This window comes from Streptomyces sp. NPDC093071 (assembly GCF_044754545.1).
Taxonomy (GTDB): Bacteria; Actinomycetota; Actinomycetes; order Streptomycetales; family Streptomycetaceae; genus Streptomyces.
The window spans coordinates 143,259-157,700 of record NZ_JBIVPH010000007.1 but is presented as its reverse complement, the minus strand read 5'-3'; the positions used below and the strand labels follow the sequence as shown (position 1 = coordinate 157,700).

The window sequence follows — 14,442 nt, the reverse complement described above, 5'->3', positions numbered from 1 at the left end:
CACGGCCGAACCGTTCTCAGAACGGCCGATCGATCATCCCGCGGCTGTAGCGGCGGGTGCGTTCGAAGGAGATCAACGCGCCTTCCTCGTCGAGTGAGACCTTGTAACTGGCCAGCACGCTGGTCGTGTCGGGGATGCGTTCCAGCTCCACCACTTCCACCTGCGCCTCCCACCCCGAATCGGTGGGTTTGAGCGAGGAGACCGACTCGGGCGGTCTGCCGAGGAGCTTCGCCAGCTGCTCGGCGGCCGAGCTCATGGCCGAACCCGCGTCGACGGCTTTCGCCCTGCGCGGCGCGGGTCTGCGCCGGGCGGGCGGACGCTCCCGCCGCTCGTCGTCGGCGCGCGGGGCGGGCCGCCGGGGGCGGTCCGGATCTGCTGAGGCCATGTGGCACTTCCAGAAGACGTACAGCCGGTTACGGCTAGAATTTCATGATATAGGGACAAATGCCATGCCCGGGAGAGCAGGCTCGTTCCCCACCGCCCGAACGGGGCGTCCTTCACGGGGGCACAGCGGAGGTGCGGCCCGGTACGGAGAGTTCCGTACGGGGCGACGGCGAGGCCGCGGACGCCCGGTGAAGGGACAGAGGTCATGGAGGACACGTCCAAGATCGCCCTGGCGGCCGCAGTGGCCGGGGGCTACGTACTGGGACGGACGAAGAAGGGGCGCCTCGCGTTCACCGTGGCGACCTACCTGGCGGGGCGGCGCTTCGGCCTCGAACCCCGGCAGCTCATGACGGAGGGCCTGAGCAAGCTCAAGGAGATCCCCCAGGTCGCGGAGATGGGCGACCAGCTGCGGGGCGAGGCCCTGGACGCCGGCCGTCAGGCGCTCAGGTCGGCGGCCGACCGCAAGCTCTCCGACCTCGCCGACTCGCTCCACGAACGGACGCTGGCGATCGGCAGTGGCGGGAAGTCGGACGACGAGGACGAGGACGGGCGCTACGAGGACGAGGAGGAGCAAGAGGACTACGAGGACGAGGAGTCGGAGCCCGAGGAGGAGGACGAGGAAGAGGACGCGTGGGAGGAGGAAGAGGAACCGGAAGAGGAAGAACCGGAGGAGGACGAGGAGGAGCCGGAGGAGGACGAGGCCGAGCAGGAGGAGTCACGGCCGCGCCGCTCCTCGCGTTCGTCGTCCCGGACGGGCAGCACGTCCCGGGCACGCGGTACGGCCGCGTCCGCCGGGAAGAGCGCGCCCGCCAAGAAGGCGGCGGCGAGGAAGCCGGCCGCGAAGAAGACCGCCCCTGCGAAGAAGACCGCTTCCGCCGGGAAGGGCGCCACCGCCAAGAAGGCCGCTCCCGCGAAGAAGAGCGCTCCCGCCAAGAAGACGACGGCGCGCAAGACGACGGCGAAGAAGACCGCACCCGGGAAGACCGCGGCCAAGAAGACCACGGCACGCAAGCCGGCGGCGAAGAAGACCGCCTCGAAGAAGACGGCCGCGCGCAAGCCGTCGGCGCGGAGGTAGGTCATGGCATCCGAGAACCGCACGTCCGGCAAGGAGTCGGGCTCCGGGATGGACCGGCTGCTCGGCGAACTCGGCGACTACCTCTCCGCCCAGACCGGTCAACTGGCCGAGAAGGCCACGGACAAGCTCGGGGACGTCACCGGCCAACTCCAGGACGTGGCCGACAACGGCGGCAGCCTCGCGGACATCGGCGGGCGCATGATCCAGGGGGACTCCCCCGTCAAGGCGATGGTGGGGCATTCCCTCGGCGGCCTGAAGGACAAGGTCACCGACGCCGCGTCGAACCTGTTCGGCAAGGGGAAGGGCAAGCGCAAGAGCGGGACCCAGAAGATCACCAGCATCGTCGAGACGATCGACGTGGGCGCGCCGATCCGGAGGGTGTACGACCACTGGGCCCAGTACGAGGACTTCAGCGGTTTCACGAAGGGCGTGCGCAACGTCTCCCAGGGCGACGAGACCTCCAGCGACTGGAAGGTCAAGGTGGGTCCCTCCACCCGGAGCTGGAAGGCGACGGTGCAGGAGCAGGTGCCGGACGATCACATCATCTGGACCTCGGACGGCGCCAAGGGGTCGACCCGGGGCTGCGTCAGCTTCCACGAGCTGGGCCCGTCGCTCACCCGGGTCCTGGTCACCGTCGAGTACTACCCCTCCGGTTTCTTCGAGAAGACGGGCAACGTCTGGCGCGCCCAGGGCCGTCGGCTGCGCCTCGACCTGAAGCACTTCCGCCGTCACGTGACCCTCACCGACGACGAGCCGGAGGGCTGGCGCGGCGAGATCCGCGACGGCGAGGTGGTCCGCACGCACGAGGAAGCCCTGGAGGAGGAGCAGGAAGAAGAGGACCAGGAGCCGGACGAGTTCGACGAGGAGGAAGAGGAAGAGGGGGAGGGGGAGCCCGAGGAGGAGTACGAGGAGGGCGGAGAGTACGAGCCCGGGGAAGAGGACGAGGAGGAGTACGAGGACGAGGACGTCGAGCCCGGCCAGGAGTACGACGAGGGCTACGAAGAAGGGGACGAGGACGAGGAAGGGGAGGAAGCCGACTACGAGTCCGCCGGCCGGGGACGGCGCGGGCGCTGATCCTCCCGGCCCCCCGGACCCCCCGGACGCGAACGGGCCCGCCGCACCCCCTTGTGAGGGGGCGCGGCGGGCCGTCGTCGGCCGGTTCCGGTTACTCCACGATCTTCAGGAGCTTGTTGGCGGTGCCGGGAGAGGCGTTGCCGATCTTGTCGGCGCTGGCGCCGCCGACCAGGGCCTCGGCGACCTGGGCCGGGGTGGCGTCGGGGTGGCCGGCGAGGTAGACGGCTGCGGCGCCGACGACGTGCGGGGTGGCCATGGACGTACCGGAGATGGTCTTGGTTCCGGTGTCGCTGTCGTTCCAGGCGGAGGTGATGTCCGAGCCGGGGGCGTAGATGTCCACGACGGCGCCGAAGTTGGAGAAGCTGGACTGCTGGTCGTCCTTGGTGGAGGAGGCGACGGTGATCGCCTCGGCCACGCGGGACGGGGAGCCCTGGCCGGCGTCGGAGGACTCGTTGCCGGCGGCGACGCCGAAGGTGACGCCGGAGGCGATGGCCTTCTTGACCGCTTCGTCGAGGGCCGGGTCGGCGCTGCCGCCCAGGCTCATGTTGGCGACGGACGGGCCCTGGTGGTTCTCGGTGACCCAATCGATGCCGGCGATGACCTGCTCGGTGGTGCCCGAGCCGTTGTCGTCGAGGACGCGGACGGCCACGATCTTCGCCTTCTTGGCGACGCCGTGGGCGCTTCCGGCGATGGTGCCGGCGACGTGGGTGCCGTGGCCGTTGCCGTCCTGGGCGGTGTTGTCGTTGTCGATGGCGTCGAAGCCGTCGGAGGCGCGGCCGCCGAAGTCGCCGTGGCTGACGCGGACGCCGGTGTCGATGACGTACGCGGTGACGCCCTCGCCCGCGGCGTCGGGGTAGGTGTACTTCTGGTCGCCCGCGGTGTCCGCCTGGTCGACCCGGTCCAGGCCCCAGGACGGCGGGTTCTCCTGGGTCTCGTTGATGCTGAAGGTCCGGTTCTGGACGACCTTCGCGACGGACGGGTCGGCGGCGAGGCGCTTGGCCTCGGTCTCGGTGAGGCTGTTGACGGAGAATCCGTTGACCTCGGAGTCGTAGCTGCGGCGCAGCGTGCCGCCGTACTCCTTCGCCAGCTCGGTCTTGCCGGCCTTGTCGGTCTTCTCGTCGAGCAGGACGACGTAGCTGCCCGCCACGGCGTTCTCCGCGCCGAGGCCGTAGACGGTTCCCTCCGCGGGGGTGGGGGCCGCGCCGGCGAACGGGCCGGCGGCGACGGTCACTCCGGCCGCAGCGGCGATCGCGGTCGTGACGGCGATGATCCTGAACTTGCGGGCACGCTTGTGAGTTGCCATGAAAGAGGGCTCTCCTCGTCAGGATTTGTGGGGGGTTGGGCCACCGGAAGGAAACTCTCCGGCGGCTCGCTCGAAACCCTGACCGATTGACGAGTGCAAATCAACGGGCCTTCACAGAGCTATGACTTTCTCAACAAGGTTTCTTAAAAAGTGAAGGGACAAGTCGTCACAACTCGCCCGCACAGGTCGACGCTCCTTGTTCATGCGACGACAACGAGCGGTTTCGGAAAGGCCGTTGAGGGCCCCCATGCCTGAACGACTCCGTTTCGTACGCCTCCGGTCGGGCTCGGCGTCGCAAAGTCCCCGCACACGCGCAGTGCGGCCGGGAGTCGCCCACCACCGCACAGCCGCCCCCCGGTCCCGTACTCGAAGCGTTCGGGCGGGGACATTCCTCTTTCGGCCATGTGGACGGCGAGGCACGACCCCCGCGCCGCAGGGATCGGTGTACCCGGCACGAACGCCCATTCGCCCGTCCATGCGGTTCGCGCCGCGTCCGAAACACATGTGTTCGACACGCGCGGCGGTCTCGTTGAACCTGACGACACCCCACCTCCTCGCTTCCGGAGGCCGCCATGCGTCCCGTACCGATCCCCCCGACTCCCCCGCCCGCCATCCCTCTCGGCCGCCGCGCCGCCGACACCTTCCCCCCGGTGCGTCCGGAGACGAGGGGGACGGCATGAGCCACGGCGACAGCCCTCCGGGAACGGCCTCGGCAGAGGGCACCTCGGCCTCCGAGCAGCTCCTCTTCGGCGGCGAACTCACCTACGACTACGGCTGGGGCGCCCACAACGGCGCCTGGCTCGAGCTCAGCCTCCGCTCCATGGCCGCCTCGCTGCCCCGGCAGGTCGCGGTCGCCGTCCGGCTGGCCCGCCGGGCGGATCCACGGGCCCTCACCACCGTCGCCGTCGGCGAGGTCGTGCGCGGCATCGCCCAGGCCGTCTCCCTGATCGCGGTCAACGCCCTGCTCGTCGAGCTGCTCGCCCCCGGCGACATCACCGGCCGGCTGCGGGCGGCGCTGCCGTCGCTGGTCCTGGTGGCCGTCCTCGCGGTCGTCGGGTCGGCCTGCAAGTCGGCGTCGACCGCCGCGACCGGGGTCCTGGAGCCGAAGGTCCAGCGGGCGGCGACCGAGCGCTACCTCGGCCTGGTGGCCCGGGTGGAGCTGGAGGCGATCGAGGACGACGTCTTCCACAAGCTGATGGACTCCGCCCAGTGGGGAGCCGAGTCGGCCCGGCGGATGGTCGTCTACTGCACCGCCGTCGTCACCTCCGCGATCTCCCTGGTCGCCGCGGCCGGCGTCCTGACCGTGCTGCACCCCGCGCTGCTGCCCCTGCTGATCTGCATGGCGCTGCCGAGCGCCTGGGGATCGCTGACGATGGCCCGTCACCGGTACGTCAGCTGGCACCGCTTCGTACAGCACGTGCGGGCCGGCCAGCTCATCAGCCGGCTCCTGATCGACCAGCAGGCGGCGGCCGAGGTCCGCGTCCACGGCGTGGCGCCGTTCCTCCTGAAGCACTATCGGCAGATGGCGGAGACCAGCGAGCGCGAGCAGACCCGGCTCGCCTGGATCGGCGCCCGCACGGGCCTGTTCTCGGACTCGGCGCGGGGGATCGCGACCGTCGCCACGTACGGCGTCCTCGGGCTGCTGCTGTGGAACGGGCGGATGGACCTGGCCGTGGCCGGTACGGCCGTACTGGCGATCCGCACCGGATCGGCGAGCATCACCGACCTCGTCCTGCGCGTCACCGAGGTCCAGGAGGAGGCCCTGTTCGTCGCCGACCTGGAGACCCTGTGCGACGAGGCCGTACGGCGCGCCATCCCCGCCGGCGGGCGCGACCTGCCCGAGCGGTTCGACGAGATCCGGTTCGAGAAGGTGACCTTCACCTATCCCGGCGCGGACAAGCCGTCCCTGCACGAGGTGGACCTGGTCATCCCCCGGGGCCGGACGGTCGCTCTCGTGGGCCGCAACGGCAGCGGCAAGTCGACCCTCGTCCGGCTGCTGAGCGGGGCGCGGCTCCCCGACGCGGGCCGGGTCCTCTGGGGAGGCGTCGACACGGCCGAGGCCGACCGCGCGCAGGTCTTCGACCGTGTCGCGATGGTCGCCCAGGACTTCTACCGCTGGCCCTTCACCGCGCGCGTCAACGTGGGCATCGGCCGTCCGGGGACCGCGATGGACGACACCGCGATCGGGGCCGCGGCCGGGTACGCGGGGGCGGACGAGGTCGTCGGGAGCCTTCCGCGCGGTCTGGACACCCTGCTCGCGCGCGGCTACAAGGGCGGGCAGGAGATCTCCGGCGGCCAGTGGCAGAAGATCGGTCTCGCCCGCGCCCGGTACCGCGACGGGGCCGTCCTGATCGTGGACGAGCCCACGAGCGCGCTCGACCCGGCGGCCGAGCAGCGGGTCTTCGACCAGATCCACCGGCTGGCCGGCACCGGGCAGACCACGGTCCTGATCACCCACCGCCTGCACAGCGTGCGCCACGCGGACCTGATCTACGTCCTCGACGAGGGCCGGGTCGTCGAGCAGGGGACCTTCGAGCGGCTCATGGACCCGGCGACGGGCACGGGCGCGTTCCGGACGGCGTACGAGCTGCAGGCCCGTCAGTTCACGTCCCCGTCGGTGCCGGCGCAGCCCGCCCCGGCGGCGGACGGCGCGGGCGGGTCCGCCGCCCCGCTCGGCGAGGGGACGGCACCGTCGTGACGCCCGCTCCCTCCGAGGCCTGGACCTCCCGGGTGACCTTCCTGCTCCGCGACGCCTTCGGCATCGTGCCCGTCGCCGTCGAGACGGGCCCGGCGGGGACCGACACCCTGAACTTCGTCGTCACGGGTGACGACGGACGGCGCTGGTTCGTGAAGACCTCCCCGCACGGCGCGGACGTGTCGGAGGCCGAGGGCGCCGCCGCGCTCGCCGCGTACGCGGGGCGGTGCGGGGTGCCGGTCGCCGCCGCCCGGCCCACGGTGGGCGGGGACCGGTTCGTCGCCGCGCACCGGGGCACGGCCGTGTCGGTGACGGAGTACGTCCCCGAGGCGGTGACGGCGGACGGGCGGCTGGACGGCGGGCTGTGGGAGGAGGTCGGCGATGTGGTCGGCCGGCTGCACCACGGCCTGGCCCGGCACGCGTTCGGGCCGCCGGAGCCTGGGCCGAGGGACAAGACCGTCGACCTCGCGCGCAACCCGGCGCGGCTCGCCGACCTCGTCCGCCGGTACGAGGCCGCTCCCCCGGCCACGGAGTTCGAACGGTGGGCGGTACGGACGGCCCGCGAGAAGCTGGCCCGGCTCCCGGAGGTCGAACGGCTCCTGGAGAAGGTCCCGCCGAGGATGCTGACGCAGCTGGTGCACGGGGACCTGTCGGGTCCGAACCTCCTGCTGAAGGACCGGCGGGTGGCCGCGCTGATCGACTTCCGTCCGCCGGGCCGGCGGGGGCCGGTGTGGGAACTGGGCCGGCTGGCGCTCGACCCCCGCACGGTCCTCTCGCAGCCGGACTGGCCGGACGGCCTGGGCCGGCTCGCCGCCGCCTACCACGCGCGGTACCCGGCGGTGGGGGTGGAGGAACTGGTGTGCGTGGCGCGGGTGGCCGCCGTCGCCCTCGCGCTGTCGGTGTATCCGCTGAACACGGTCGTGGCCGGTCTCGGCCCGGCCACCGACTCCCTGGAGTGGTACGCCCGGGACCGGCACCGGGCCGCCGCCGTGCTGCGGGAGCGGCTGGACGAGGCCGAGGAACTCCTGCGCGAACATCTCCGGCCCACCGCCCCGGCGGGCGGACCACGATGACCACGGTCTCCCCTCTCCCGAACTCCGCGAGGTTCTGACATGCCACTCGTTCTTTTCCACCTCGGTGACCTGCTGGCCGGGTACCTGGAGCGGTATCCCGACGAACGGGGCGCCCTGGGGGCGCTGTGGGACGCGCTCGACGAGGGCGGCGATCCGGCGAGCCGCGTCGCCTTCCCCGGGGGTCTCACGTGCAGCGCGGTCGTGGTCGACCGCGAGCGGCGGGTCCTGCACGTCCACCACCGGGAAACCGGGCGGCTGTTCCTCCCGGGCAGCCGGGTCGAGGACTTCGACGGGACGCTGTCGGCCGCCGCTCTGCGGACGGCCGGGGAGGAGACGGGGCTCCCGGCCTCCTCCCTCACGCCGATGCCGGATTTCGAGGCCGGGCCGATCGACATCGACGTCGCCCCCGCTCCCGCCGGAGAAGAACCGGCCCACCCGCGATACGACTTCCGCTTCGCCTTCCGGCTCGCCGAGGACGCCCCGGAGCCCGTCCTGGGGTCCGGGGAGGCCGACGGAACGTGCTGGCTGCCCTTCGACCGGGTGGCCTCGCCCGGGCTGCGGGCCAAACTGAACGGCTCGGGTACGGCCGAAGGGGTCGTCCCGCCGTCCCCCTTCCCGTCCGGGAGCGTGCCGCAGATCGTCGGGGTCCATCTCTGGCTGGAGCGCGACGGAAAGGTGCTGCTCGGTCTGCGGCACCCGGACTCGGCGTACGCGGGGGCCCTGTGGCACTTCCTCGCCGGGCACTGCGAGGCGGAGTCGGCGACCGCCTGTCTCGCCCGTGAGGCGCACGAGGAGGCCGGGCTCGTGATCGACCCGGCCGACCTGGACCTCGTGCACGTCGTCCACCTGCTGCACCGGCCCGGGGTCCCGCCGCGCGTCCAGTTGTTCTTCCGCGCCTGCCACTGGGAGGGCGTCCCGGAACTGCGCGAGCCCGACAAGTGCGTCGCCTGGCGGTGGTGGGACCCCAAGGACCTTCCCGACGCCCTCGTTCCGTACGCCCGCGCGGCGATCGAAGGAATCGGGGCAGGCCGTCTCTACACCGAGGCGGGGTGGCCGCGTTGACCGGCGGTCGTACCGCTCCCGCGATCTCCGGACGGCGGAAAGGCGTCATGCACCCGATCCGGTCACCCGCGCACGGGACCTCGGGCCCGGTGCGGAGTTCACCCTCTATGCTTCTACACGCATGTAGACAAGAGAGCGTCGCAGCTCAAGTGCTGCGTCGCGCCCGTGACATGAAGGAGTGAACGCCCGATGGTGTTCAAGCGTCTGCTCGGCTCGCTCGGCGTGGGGGGTCCCTCGGTGGACACCGTGCTCGATCCGGGCGCGGTGGCGCCGGGCGGTGTCCTCGGTGGGCAGGTCCACCTCCAGGGGGGTGACGCCGATTTCACCGTCGAGCACATCACCCTGGAGCTGGTGGCCCGGGTGGAGGCCGAGCACGAGGAGGGGGAGTCGGAGGGCACGGTCGTGTTCCACCGGCACGTGGTCGGCGGGGACTTCCGCCTCGCGGAGCACGAGCGGCGCAGCGTGCCCTTCTCTTTCCCGCTGCCGTGGGAGACCCCGATCACCGAGCTGTACGGGCAGGGCCTGGGCATCGTCCTCGGGGTGCGCACCGAGCTCGGGATCGCCGGAGCGCGGGACAAGGGCGACCTGGATCCGCTCGCGGTGCGCCCGCTGCCCGTCCAGGAGGCGATCCTGGAGGCCTTCGGCCAGTTGGGGTTCGGCTTCAAGTCGGCCGACCTGGAGCTGGGCCGCATCAACGGCACCGGGCAGCAGCTGCCCTTCTACCAGGAGATCGAGATCACCCCGGCCCCCCGGTACGCGCATCAGGTCAACGAGATCGAGTTGACGTTCCTGGCCGGACCGGCCGGTCTGGAGGTCGTCCTGGAGGCCGACAAGCGCGGCGGCCCCTTCTCCGGGGGCCACGACGTGCTCACCCGGTTCACCGTGGGCCACCACGAGGTCGAGGGGGTCGACTGGAACGCCCGGGTCGAGGAGTGGATCGGCGGCCTCGTGGACCACCACGCCTCGTACCGCCCCCAGGACTCGTACCTCGATCACGGGCACGGGCACGACCACGGGCACCGCTCGGGGCCCGGCGTGGGCACCGCGGTCGCGGCCGGCGCGGCCGGGCTGGCCGTCGGGGTGGTCGGCGGCATGGTCGCCGCCGAAGTCGTGGACGAAGTGGGCGACTTCTTCGAGGGTGACGACGAGGACGAGGGCGACGAGGAGTAGAACCCTCCACCGCCGGGGGCTCGGGGCAGCATACGGTCACGAGCCCCCGGCGGGACCGGGAGCGCACACGGGCACACGGGCACATACCGTAATTTTCTACACTGCTGTAGATTTCTAGGCACTGGTACTCGATGATCCGGGGCCGGGCCCGGCCCGGTCCCGTACGAAGGGATGCGGCATGGGTGTGAGCCTGGCCAAGGGTGGCAACGTCTCGCTGAGCAAGGAGGCCCCGGGACTGACCGCGGTCGTGGTCGGTCTGGGCTGGGACGTGCGGACGACCACCGGCTCCGACTACGACCTCGACGCCAGCGCGCTGCTCCTGAACGAGGCCGGCAAGGTCGTCTCCGACCGGCACTTCGTCTTCTACAACAACCTCACCAGCCCCGACGGTTCGGTCGAGCACACCGGCGACAACCTCACGGGCGAGGGCGACGGCGACGACGAGAGCGTCAAGGTCGCCCTGTCCGCCGTTCCCGCCGAGATCCAGCGGATCGTCTTCCCGGTCTCGATCCACGACGCCGCGAACCGCGGCCAGAGCTTCGGCCAGGTCCGCAACGCCTTCATCCGCGTCGTCAACCAGGCCGACGGCGCCGAACTCGCCCGCTACGACCTCTCCGAGGACGCCGCCACCGAGACGGCCATGGTCTTCGGCGAGCTCTACCGGCACGGCGCCGAGTGGAAGTTCCGCGCGGTGGGCCAGGGATACGCCTCCGGCCTCGCCGGCATCGCGGCCGACTTCGGCGTGAACGTCTGACCCTCGCCCGCCCACCGCCTCACGCCCGCACCCACGCCCCTCGCCTCACCGAAGAGGACACGGACACCATGTTCGGCATCAGCGAAATCGCCATTCTGCTCATCGTCGTCATCCTGCTTCTCGGCGCCAAGAAGCTCCCCGACCTCGCCCGTTCGATGGGCAAGTCGGCCCGGATCCTCAAGAGCGAGGCCGCCGCGATGAAGGCCGAGGAGACACCTCCGTCCACGACCGAGGGGCCGACGGTGATCACGGGGATCGTCCACCCCGCCCCGGGCGACACCACCCGTCCCCCGGCGGGCCCCGCCGGCCCCGACGCGCCCCGCGCCTGAGCCGGCAGCCGGGCAGGCACCCCGACAGACACCGCCCCGACGCCGTACGGAAGGCAGCCTCCCCTCCATGAGCATCATCAGCTGGATCGTCCTCGGACTCCTGGCCGGAGCCATCGCCAAGATCCTCCTGCCGGGCCGCGACCCGGGCGGGTTCATCGGCACCACCCTCATCGGCATCGCCGGTGCCTTCCTCGGCGGCTGGCTCTCCGCCCGGTTCCTCGACCGGCCGATAGAGAACCAGTTCTTCGACCTGGCCACCTGGGGCGCCGCCATCGCCGGGTCGTTCGTCCTCCTGGTCGCGTACCGGCTGCTGTTCGGCAACTCCCGCGACTGACCCGGCGGCGGGGAGCGCCGCGCGGACGGCGTTGTCACACCCCCGCCGTACAGTCCGTCGCATGAGCGTTTCCCTGTACTACAACGCACACCGCGCGACGCCGCTGACCGAGGCCGAGTCGGCCTCCGTCGCGCGCGTCGCCGCCGCGCACCTGGCGTCGTTCCCGTACGACGACGAGGAGAGCCTGTACCTGTACGACGGCTCCACGGGCGGGCCCGGCGAGATCCTCGCCGGGTCCACCAAGATGCCGACGGACCCGGGCCGCCTGCTGCCGGTGATCGCCCACGTCCTGGACTCCGTGACGGAGCTGCGCCGGGCCCTCCCGGACGCGGAGTGGCACGTGCACCTGGACGACGGCGACGTCCCCTGGGACGAGGCCGAGGGGTACGCCCTGCCCGGGATGCGCGACGCGGACCTGATCGCGGAGCTCGCGGCGGTCCACGACACCGACGGGTAGGGCGGCGCGTGCCAGCGAACCGTCAGCGGTGTGCCAGCGGGAGACGTGCCCGGCGGTGAGCGGAGGGCGGTGGAATGGTCCCGTACCGGTACCCACGAGGTCACCGGCCGCGGCGATCCGCCCTGACCCATCGGGAGGCACCATGAACAAGGACCTGAGCACCCTCGCGGACGAGATCCTGGAGCTGGAGGCCGAGACCTTCGAGATCTCGGACTACTCGGACGCCAGCGAGGTCGTGCTGGCCGGCTGCACCAGCACCAGCTCCACCTCGACCTCCAGCTCCACCTGCAGCACCACCTCCTGCTCCGCCTGACCCACGGTCGGGGCGGCAGCGTCCGCCGGCCCGTGGCCGGCGCGGACCGCGCCCGGTCGGCGCCCTTCTCCGCGAGGAGAGGCGCGCCGGCCGGGCGTTCGCCATGCCCTCGTGGCCCTTCCCCCGCCGCCCCGGCCGGGTGCGCGTGAATACCGCGACAACGCCCGGGAAACGCCGTACAGATGCCAAATCGCCTATGAGGTGGGCGAGTTCGTCCGGAAGGCGACGGGGCCTCCCCCACCAGTGACGCTGCCGCCGCGCGCCCCGTCCCGCGCTCCCTCCGTGCCCCTCCGGCATTTCACGGCCCCCCCTTGACCGTGCGATCTACGCAGGTAGACACTCACCACTGCCACACGGCCGAACCACGCGTGAAGACGGCTTCACAGGCGCTCCGTCCTGCCTGCGGCCGTAAAGCGCGTTTCCCGGAAGTGCCGTGGCACATGCCGTTCCGGTAGGGGTTCAACCGTCAACGGAGGGAACTCAGTGCGCTTCCAGTTGCTCGGTCCGCTCAGCATCACCGACGGGCGTGACGTGGTGGTCCTCCCGCCGGCCAAACCGACGTCGCTGCTCGCCGCGCTCCTGGTCCGCCCCGGCGAGGTGGTGCCGACGTCCCGCCTCCGGCAGGCCGTCTGGGGCGAGGAGCAGCCGGCGACGGCGAAGGCGGCCCTGCAGAGCTGCGTCCTGCGGCTGCGGCGGCTCTTCGCGAAGTACGACATCGAGGACCAGGCGGTGGTCGCGGTCGCCGGCGGTTACCTCCTCCCGGCCGACGGGGACACCCTCGACCTGCTGCACTTCCGCCGTCTGACCGCCCGGGCCGAGGGGGCCGGGGAGGACGAACTCCCCCTGCTGCGCAGGGCCCTCGACCTGTGGCGGGGCCCCCTCCTCACCAACGTCCCCTCCGAGCTCCTGCACCGCGACGAGGTGCCCCGGCTGGTCGAGGAGCGGTTACGCGTCCTGGAGCGCGTCTGCGAGATCCAGCTGGCCAGGGGCCGATGTCGCGACGTCCTGGTGGACCTGTGGGAGGCGACCCGGGCCCGCCCCCAGCACGAGGGGCTCGCCGCCCAGTTGATGCGGGCGCTCTACCGGGCGGGGCGGCAGAACGAGGCACTGGCCGAGTACCGGAGGATCAGGACGCACCTCCGGGAGGAGCTCGGCGTCGACCCCGGCACGGAACTGCAAGAACTGGAACTGGCCATTCTGCGCGGCGACGAGCCCCGGGGGCCGGTTCAGGACACCGCGTCGCCCGCGTCCCTGTCGCTCGCACCCGCACCGCCCGCGTCCGTACCGCTCGCACCCGCACCGCACGCGTCCGCGCCGCTCGCACCCCCCTCACCCGCACCCTCCGCACCCGCACCCGCACCGCCCGCGCCGGCGCCGCCCGCCGAGAACGGCCACCCGGGGCCGCGCCTCCCCCACGTCCCCGGCTTCACCGGCCGCACCCGGGAGACCGCCGCCCTGGTGAGCCATCTGAGCGGGGACCGGCAGGGCGGCTCCGCCCCGGTGCTGGCGGTGGTCTCGGGCGGTCCGGGCATGGGCAAGACCGCGCTGGCCCTGCACGCCGCGCACCTGGTGGCCGACCGGTACCCGGCGGGCGCCGCGCTGCTGTCGCTGAGCGGGCCCGACGGCACGCCCCGGTCCGCCGACGAGGCCGCCGCGGAACTGCGGGCGCTCCTTCCCTCCGCGGCCTCCCCCGGCACCCCGCCCGGCGCGTCCCTGGTGATACTCGACGACGTCGTGCACCCCGACCAGGTGCGGCGGTTCCTCGACGTCACCGACTGCGGCGCCGTCGTCGTCACCAGCCGCATGGGCCTGGCCGCCCTGGTCGCCACGCACGGACCGGCGGTGCTCCAGCTCGGCGCCCTGACGCCGCCGGAGTCCCGCGCGCTCCTGACCGCCGTCCTGGGAGAGGAGCGGGTGGCGGCCGAGACCGCCGCCGCGCACGCCCTCACGGAGGCCTGCGGGCACGTGCCGCTCGCCCTGCGAATCGTCGCGGCCCGGCTGCTCACCCGGCCGAGGATGCGCCTGGCCGACCACTCCGCGTGGCTGCTGCGGGACCTGCCCGCCCGGCTCGCGCTGCCCGACGACCCCCGGATGTCCGTGCCGCTCGCCCTCGACGGGGCCCTGCGCCGGCTGCCCGCCCCGCTCGCCGACGCACACCTGCGGCTGGCGCGCCTCGACGGGCGGATCACGGCGCCGGACGCGGCCGGGGCCCTCTCCGTCCCCGAGACGGACGCCGAGGAGGTGCTCGAACGGCTCCTCGACACGGGGCTCATCGAGGAGGACCAGCCCGGCGCCCTCCGGATGAACCCGCTGTTCCGCGCCCACGCGCTGCACCGTTCCGGCCGCGCCGGCGGCGTCCCCCAGGCCGTCGTCGCCACGGTCCGGCACGCGCTGCCGTCCGGGGCCACCTGACCGCCGC

General features: G+C 72.4%; 14 protein-coding genes. 12 read left to right on the top strand and 2 right to left on the bottom strand.

Translation table 11 applies throughout. From position 1 onward, the window contains the following. Positions 1-16: 16 nt before the first annotated feature. The gene (locus ACIQD7_RS25185; protein WP_161371614.1) at positions 17-385 is read right to left on the bottom strand and encodes a gas vesicle protein; all 369 of its coding nucleotides are present in this window, start codon (positions 383-385) and stop codon (positions 17-19) included. A gap of 204 nt (positions 386-589) precedes the next feature. On the opposite strand from ACIQD7_RS25185, the gene ACIQD7_RS25180 reads away from it, so the two are divergent. Together ACIQD7_RS25180 and ACIQD7_RS25175 are read left to right on the top strand one after the other, a co-directional pair. Further along, the gene (locus ACIQD7_RS25180; protein WP_402444417.1) at positions 590-1,459 is read left to right on the top strand and encodes a histone protein; all 870 of its coding nucleotides are present in this window, start codon (positions 590-592) and stop codon (positions 1,457-1,459) included. Positions 1,460-1,462: 3 nt separating this feature from the next. Beyond that, positions 1,463-2,533, top strand: a complete 1,071-nt coding sequence (locus tag ACIQD7_RS25175) for an SRPBCC family protein (RefSeq protein WP_161371616.1) — start codon at positions 1,463-1,465, stop codon at positions 2,531-2,533. Positions 2,534-2,624: 91 nt separating this feature from the next. Here ACIQD7_RS25175 and ACIQD7_RS25170 read toward each other — a convergent pair whose 3' ends face one another. Continuing rightward, the gene (locus ACIQD7_RS25170; protein WP_121830911.1) at positions 2,625-3,836 is read right to left on the bottom strand and encodes a S8 family peptidase; all 1,212 of its coding nucleotides are present in this window, start codon (positions 3,834-3,836) and stop codon (positions 2,625-2,627) included. Positions 3,837-4,512: 676 nt separating this feature from the next. Here ACIQD7_RS25170 and ACIQD7_RS25165 point away from each other — a divergent pair. The 10 genes from ACIQD7_RS25165 to ACIQD7_RS25120 all read left to right on the top strand — a co-directional run bounded on the left by ACIQD7_RS25165 (position 4,513) and on the right by ACIQD7_RS25120 (position 14,435). Continuing rightward, positions 4,513-6,534, top strand: coding sequence for an ABC transporter ATP-binding protein (locus tag ACIQD7_RS25165; protein WP_402444415.1), 2,022 nt, complete (start codon positions 4,513-4,515; stop codon positions 6,532-6,534). Then, a complete protein-coding gene (locus ACIQD7_RS25160; RefSeq protein WP_402444413.1) occupies positions 6,531-7,604 on the top strand; it encodes a phosphotransferase family protein in 1,074 nt (357 codons plus the stop codon). Before ACIQD7_RS25165 ends, ACIQD7_RS25160 begins: the two co-directional genes overlap by 4 nt. Positions 7,605-7,643: 39 nt before the next feature. Continuing rightward, entirely contained in the window at positions 7,644-8,666 is a 1,023-nt protein-coding gene (locus ACIQD7_RS25155; protein ID WP_402444411.1) for an NUDIX domain-containing protein, read from the top strand. Positions 8,667-8,855: 189 nt separating this feature from the next. Beyond that, a complete protein-coding gene (locus ACIQD7_RS25150; protein ID WP_402444409.1) occupies positions 8,856-9,836 on the top strand; it encodes a sporulation protein in 981 nt (326 codons plus the stop codon). Between the two features lie 178 nt (positions 9,837-10,014). Then, positions 10,015-10,590 (top strand): TerD family protein, encoded by a 576-nt coding sequence (locus tag ACIQD7_RS25145; RefSeq protein WP_121830916.1) that lies wholly within the window; start codon positions 10,015-10,017, stop codon positions 10,588-10,590. Positions 10,591-10,658: 68 nt separating this feature from the next. Next, a complete protein-coding gene (tatA, locus tag ACIQD7_RS25140; RefSeq protein ID WP_402444407.1) occupies positions 10,659-10,919 on the top strand; it encodes a Sec-independent protein translocase subunit TatA in 261 nt (86 codons plus the stop codon). Positions 10,920-10,986: 67 nt separating this feature from the next. Continuing rightward, entirely contained in the window at positions 10,987-11,253 is a 267-nt protein-coding gene (locus tag ACIQD7_RS25135) for a GlsB/YeaQ/YmgE family stress response membrane protein (RefSeq protein ID WP_121830918.1), read from the top strand. A 61-nt stretch (positions 11,254-11,314) separates the two neighbouring features. Continuing rightward, positions 11,315-11,710 carry a hypothetical protein gene (locus tag ACIQD7_RS25130; RefSeq protein ID WP_402444405.1) on the top strand — a complete coding sequence of 132 codons (396 nt, stop codon included), beginning with the start codon at positions 11,315-11,317 and terminating at the stop codon, positions 11,708-11,710. 142 nt (positions 11,711-11,852) lie between these two features. After that, entirely contained in the window at positions 11,853-12,023 is a 171-nt protein-coding gene (locus tag ACIQD7_RS25125; protein ID WP_031128743.1) for a thiazolylpeptide-type bacteriocin, read from the top strand. A 483-nt stretch (positions 12,024-12,506) separates the two neighbouring features. Continuing rightward, positions 12,507-14,435, top strand: coding sequence for a BTAD domain-containing putative transcriptional regulator (locus tag ACIQD7_RS25120; protein ID WP_402444403.1), 1,929 nt, complete (start codon positions 12,507-12,509; stop codon positions 14,433-14,435). Positions 14,436-14,442: the final 7 nt, after the last annotated feature.